5 protein-coding genes are annotated in these 5,588 nt (G+C 72.9%); 3 read left to right on the top strand and 2 right to left on the bottom strand.

The window, feature by feature from the left end; genetic code table 11:
- Nucleotides 1-131: 131 nt before the first annotated feature.
- Both ACFFNX_RS40470 and ACFFNX_RS40465 read right to left on the bottom strand, forming a co-directional pair.
- Nucleotides 132-977, bottom strand: coding sequence for an ABC transporter permease (locus tag ACFFNX_RS40470; protein ID WP_378211480.1), 846 nt, complete (start codon nt 975-977; stop codon nt 132-134).
- Between the two features lie 324 nt (nt 978-1,301).
- A complete protein-coding gene (locus ACFFNX_RS40465) occupies nt 1,302-2,039 on the bottom strand; it encodes an AfsR/SARP family transcriptional regulator (protein WP_378211479.1) in 738 nt (245 codons plus the stop codon).
- Between the two features lie 320 nt (nt 2,040-2,359).
- On the opposite strand from ACFFNX_RS40465, the gene ACFFNX_RS40460 reads away from it, so the two are divergent.
- The 3 genes from ACFFNX_RS40460 to ACFFNX_RS40450 all read left to right on the top strand — a co-directional run bounded on the left by ACFFNX_RS40460 (nt 2,360) and on the right by ACFFNX_RS40450 (nt 5,422).
- Nucleotides 2,360-3,625: an Nramp family divalent metal transporter gene (locus tag ACFFNX_RS40460; RefSeq protein WP_378211478.1), complete on the top strand. Its 1,266-nt coding sequence runs from the start codon at nt 2,360-2,362 to the stop codon at nt 3,623-3,625.
- Between the two features lie 119 nt (nt 3,626-3,744).
- Complete coding sequence (locus tag ACFFNX_RS40455; RefSeq protein ID WP_378211477.1) at nt 3,745-3,990, top strand: hypothetical protein; 246 nt, start codon at nt 3,745-3,747, stop codon at nt 3,988-3,990.
- A gap of 331 nt (nt 3,991-4,321) precedes the next feature.
- Nucleotides 4,322-5,422, top strand: coding sequence for a carboxylate-amine ligase (locus ACFFNX_RS40450; RefSeq protein ID WP_378211476.1), 1,101 nt, complete (start codon nt 4,322-4,324; stop codon nt 5,420-5,422).
- Nucleotides 5,423-5,588 lie beyond the last annotated feature (166 nt).

The following is a 5,588-nucleotide window of genomic DNA, read 5'->3' as shown; positions in this document are numbered from 1 at the left end:
CACCGGCCATCGCGACCGCCGCGGCCGTCGCCCCGCCCAGGGACCGCACCCCGAGGAGCCACAGCCCGGCGCACGCCACCGCCGCCATGGCCGTGCACGCCAGCGCCACGGCCGAGAGCGCCCGGACGACCTCACGCATCGCGGACCTGGAAGGCGGCGTACGCGACGGCGAGGACCCCGGCGACGACGGCGCACAGCAGCCCGAACCCGGTCCACGGCCCGAGGACGTGCGCCTCGTGCCGTACGTGCATGATCTGTTCGCCCGCCATGGTGGGCCAGAACATGCCGACCACCCGCGCCCACGAATCGGGCAGCGCCGACGTGAAGGCGGGCACCAGCAGGGTGACCGTGACCATGATCACCAGTGAGCCCGCCGTGGCGCGTACGAGCGTGCCGACGGCGACGCCGAGCAGCCCGACCACACCCAGGTACAGGCCCGCGCCGACGACGGCCCGCAGCACCCCCGGATCGCCGAGCGTCACATGAGGAGCGCCCTGGCCGGCGAGCATGGCCTGCCCGACGAGGAACCCGCCGAACCCGCAGACCTCCCCGACGGCGAGCGACACCGCGGTCGGCACGATCACCTTGGCGGTGAGCAGCCGTGCCCGCCGGGGCACCGCCGTGAGGCTGCTGGCGATCATGCCGGTCGCGTACTCCGAGGTGATGGCCAGCACGCCGAGCACGGAGATGGCCAGTTGCGCCACGATGTACCAGGAGAGGCTCGTCGCGGCCGGGTCGAAGGCCGCCTGGTCGGCCGGCGCCTCCCCGACGTACGTGCGGGCGCCCGCGAGGCTCAGCAACGCGGCGAACCCCAGGGCCAGGCTCACCGTCGTCAGCACCGTCCAGACGGTCGAGCGCAACGTGCGGATCTTGATCCACTCGGCGCGTACGGCGCCCAGGGTGCCTGCCCGGCCACTCGGCGGGCCGCCCGTGCCGGAGTGCGCATCACGCTCTCGCGGGGCTCGAAGCTCGATCACTTGCCCGTCCTCTCCTCGATGGGAGGCTCAGGCTGCCGTCCGCCGATGACCGCGCTCTGGGAAGTCCTGGGTGAACGCTGGGAGTCCACGGGACCCGGCACGCCGGTGACCAGGCACGATCCGAAACGGTCGGCTGTGCGGCTCCCGGGATTCCCAGTGAGTTTCCAGGCCGGGCCGCGTAGGGAGTCCTGCCGGTGTGCGGTGCGAGACGGCTCAGGCCCGCGAGCGGGGCACGGGCCCGCCTCGGGCCGATCGAGGGGCGCCCGGCGAGCGGTTCGTCGACGTGCTGCGGGCGGCGGCGTGGCCGTGTTCCTGCGTGCCCGCTCATGTCGCGTGGACGTCCATCGGGCGGCCGAGCAGGTGGGCGATCAGCGCGCGGAACTGCTGCGACGGGCGCAGGCCCAGCTCGCTGCCGGCCAGCCGCCGGTACAGCTCGTACTGGCGCAGCGCCTCGGCCGGGTTGCCCTCGGCGAGATGCACCCGCACGATCGCGCGGTGCGCGCTCTCGCGCAGCGGCTCGCAGTCGATGGCCGCCAGGCCGGCCTCCAGCGCCGCGCCGAACCGGCCGTACCGGCAGTGCCGCGAGCACAGGGTCTCCAGCGCGTGCAGCCGGACCTGCCGGAACCACTCGCGTGTCGGCAGCAGCCACTCATCGGCCCAGTCGGGCAGCACGTCCTGCCGCAGCACCGCCAGGTCCAGGTCCCATGCCGTGTCCGGGGCCGAGGACAGGGCGGAGGTCCGCGCGTGGACCGTGTGGACGTCGACGACGGTGTCCCGCCGCAGCTCCAGCCCTCCCGCGGTCGACAGGATCGGGCCGCCCCCGTGCTCCCGCCGCAGCCGCCACAGGGCCGAACGCAGATTCGCCGCGGGGCGCGGGTCGGGATAGTCGGGCCACAGGGCCCGTGCGGCGGTCGCCCGGTTGACCACGGCGCGCCGGGTGGCGACGTAGGCGAGCAGCCGCTGCGCGGACGGGCCGGCGGCGACGGGCCGGTCCCCCCGGCGGAGCTCGAACCCGCCGAGCAGACGCACCGCGAATCCCGTGGCGATGTGCTCTGCCTGCATCGCGTCCTCCGGGCGGCGGGAGTCGAAATATGCGCTTGAGACGTCGCCTACCCGCTATGGGCCTGCTATGAGGCAAATACCCGGTTGTATGTCGGTAACGCTGCGGTGACAGAGCGTGTTCACGGGTCTGCTCGTCACGGACTCGTCACCACCTCGGGCGGCTGGTCATCGACGCCCGCACCCTGGCCCTGGCCGGGGCGTGGCGGGGGCTGCGACGCGGCGGTGACGGACCGGAGACGAGTGCTGCATAGCGTCCTCCGGTACCGGGTTCCCCCTTCCTGCAGGCCCTGGCCGAGGTTCCGCGGCCATGAGGAGAACAGGTGACCGCCGTGCTCGATCCAGCCCAGTATCAGCGGACCTCTCCGCCGGTCACGCCCCGCCCGATGGCCGCGCCGGGCGCGCCCGGGACCGGGGGGATCCGCCGCATCGCCGGCATGTGCGGGCCGGCGTTCGTCGTCTCCGTGGCGTACGTCGACCCGGGGAACTTCGCGACCAACATGTCCGGCGGCGCCCGCTACGGGTACCTGCTGCTGTGGGTCATCGCCGTCGCGAACGTGCTGGCGATGTTCGTCCAGGCGCTGTCCGCCAAGCTCGGCATCGCCACCGGGCGTACCCTGCCCGAGCTGTGCCGCGACCACCTGCCGCGCCCGCTGACCTGGATGCTGTGGGCGCAGGCCGAACTGGTGGCCGCCGCCACCGACCTGGCCGAGTTCGTCGGCGGCGCGATCGCCCTCAACCTGCTGTTCGGGGTCGCCCTGCTGCCCGCGGCGGCGATCACCGCGGTCGTCTCGTGCGCGCTGCTGACGCTGGCGCCGCGCGGGCGCCACCGGTTCGAGGTGGCGATCGGGGCCATGCTCGTGATCGTCCTGGCCGGCTTCCTGTACCAGGCGCTGCGGGCGGGGTCGTTCGCCGGAGCCGCCGGCGGGCTCGTGCCGCGCCTCGCCGGCCCGGACAGCCTCCTGCTCGCCACGGGCATCGTCGGCGCCACCGTGATGCCCCACGTCATCTACCTGCACTCGGCGCTGACCCGTCACCACACCGGCCGTACGGCGCTGCGGTCGAGCCGCGTGGACATCGTCGTCGCCCTCGGCGCCGCCGGGCTGGTCAACATCACGATGCTGACCGTGGGCGCCGCCGCCTTCCACGGCCACGACCCCGGCGGCCTGCGGTCCATCCACGCCGGGCTCGGGGCCGTCCTGGGGTCCGGCGCGGCGGTGGCCTTCGCCGTCGCCCTGCTCGCCTCGGGACTGGCCTCCTCCAGCGTGGGAACGTACGCGGGCCAGATCATCATGGAGGGCTTCCTGCGCCGGCGGATCCCGGTCCTGGTCCGCCGGCTGATCACCATGGCCCCGGCGTTCGCGGTCCTGGCCGCCGGTGTGGACCCCACCCGGGCGCTGATCCTCAGCCAGGTGGCGCTGTCCTTCGGCATCCCGTTCGCGCTCGTACCGCTGATCGCCCTGACGAGCCGGCGGACCCTGATGGGCGACCTGGTCAACGGCCAGTGCACGGTCGTCGCCGGGGCGGTCGTCACCGCCCTGATCACGGCGCTCAACGGTTTTCTGATCGGCCAGGCCCTGACGGGCTGAGCCTCCCGCGGCCGGGGTGGCGGGTGGACTGGCTGGGTACGGCTACGGCAGGCAAATGCACAGCTCAGGGGGGAATTGTCATGATCAGCATGCTCCGTAGGGCGGGTATCTCGTCGTCGATGCTCTATACCGCCGGGTTCGCGTCCATCGGCCTGTCGATCGCGTCCTGGATGATGTCCCGCAGCATCGAGTCGCGTGACATCGACCGCGCGGACCGATGGGGCATCTTCGTCGGCCAGTGGGCACCGGCCTTCTTCGCGCTCGGCAACGCGATGCGGATGGAGGAGGAGATGGGCGAGAGCATGCCGTCGGAGCGCGTGGAGCGGATGAAGAGCCGCGCCCGCGAGAGGATGCCGGTCGGCTGACCTCCTCCGGGAGGGTTCGGGCCGCTCTGGGAGGGTTCGGGCCGCTCTGGGAGGGTTCAGGCCGCTCTGGGAGGGTTCGGGCCGCTCTGGGAGGGTTCGGGCCGCTCTGGGAGGGCTCGGGACGTGGCGGTATGACGTCGGCCGCTGCTGGGCATCTCCCCAGGAAGAAGACATTCGGCGCAGTCTGGCGTGATGACGTTCATCCTCGGTGTGGCCGGGCGAGCGTCCCGACGGTGCCTCCTGGACCGGATCGAGCCAGGCGGCCATCGGCATCGCGTGGGCGGGGAGCCCTTCTGCGTTTCCCCGCTCGGCGCCGGGAAGGTGCGGCCTGGTGGACAGGAACGGTCGGACGATCGGGGTCGAGGAGGAGTTCCTCCTGGTCGACCCGGTCACCCGTCGTACTTCACCGCACGCGGCGGCGGTGCTCGCACGGGCGGCGAAGGCGTCTCTGCCGGAGGTGGCGTTCCAGGCGGAACTGGTCGCCACCCAGGTCGAGGCCGCGTCCGGCGTGTGCGATGACCTGGAGACGCTCCGCCGGCAGCTCGGCGACGCGCGTACCTGCCTGTCGTCCGCGGCACGGGCCGAGGGACTGAGACTGGTCTCGACGGGAAACCCGGTCCTGCCCGGCCGCACGACGCCGTTCATGCCGGGCGAGCACTATGCGCGGATCGCCGACATCATGGCGGGCACGGTCGTCGGCCACGAGACCTGCGGCTGCCATGTGCACGTCGGCGTCGCGGACCGCGAGCTGGCCGTCGGCGTGCTGAACCACCTGCGGCCCTGGCTGCCGACGCTGGTCGCGCTGTCGGTCAACTCGCCGTTCGACCACGGCCGCGACTCGGGGTACGGGAGCTGGCGGATCCAGGCGCAGGCGCGGTTTCCCGGCGGCGGCGTCCCTCCGTGGTTCGCCTCCGCCGCCGCGTACGACGAGTTCCTCGACCGTATGGTCGAACTCGGCGTCCTCGCGGACAGGATGACGACGTTCTGGCTGGCCAGACCCTCACCAAGGCTGCCCACGATCGAGATAAGGGCGAGCGACGCGGCCTCCACGGTCGACGAGGCGGTGCTGCAGGCCGCCCTCGCACGGGCACTCGTGCTGACGGCCCTCGGCGAGCTCGCGGGCGGGAGGGAGGCCCCGCCGGTCGGGGAGCAGCTGTGCACGGTCGCGCTGTGGTCGGCGGCCCGATACGGACTGACCGGCCAGGGCATCCATCCGATCGAGGAACGCCGGACGGCCGCCCGCGACCTGCTGGAGGAACTCCTGCGCCGGATACGACCCGCACTGGAGGAGACCGGCGACCTGAGAGCCGTCCGGGCCCTGATCCGCAAGATCGGCTACAGCGGCACCGGCGCGGCCCGCCAGCGCATCGCCGCCGTCCACGGCCTGCGAAGCGTCGTCGACATGCTCGTCCAGCAGACGGGACGACGCTGATGACGCCCAGATGCCCCGAGGTGGGGTGTTCGGAGGTGGGGTGTTCGGAGGTGGGGTGTTCGGAGGTGAGTCGCTCCGAGGTGAGTCGCTCCGAGGTCAGACGCCCCGAGGTCAGACGCCCCGAGGTCAGACGCCCCGAGGTCAGACGCCCCGAGGTCAGACGCCC

This window comes from Actinoallomurus acaciae, assembly GCF_042429965.1.
Classification (GTDB): domain Bacteria; phylum Actinomycetota; class Actinomycetes; order Streptosporangiales; family Streptosporangiaceae; genus Actinoallomurus; species Actinoallomurus acaciae.
The sequence above is the reverse complement of the archived record's forward strand: the minus strand, read 5'-3'. Positions and strand labels throughout refer to the sequence as shown.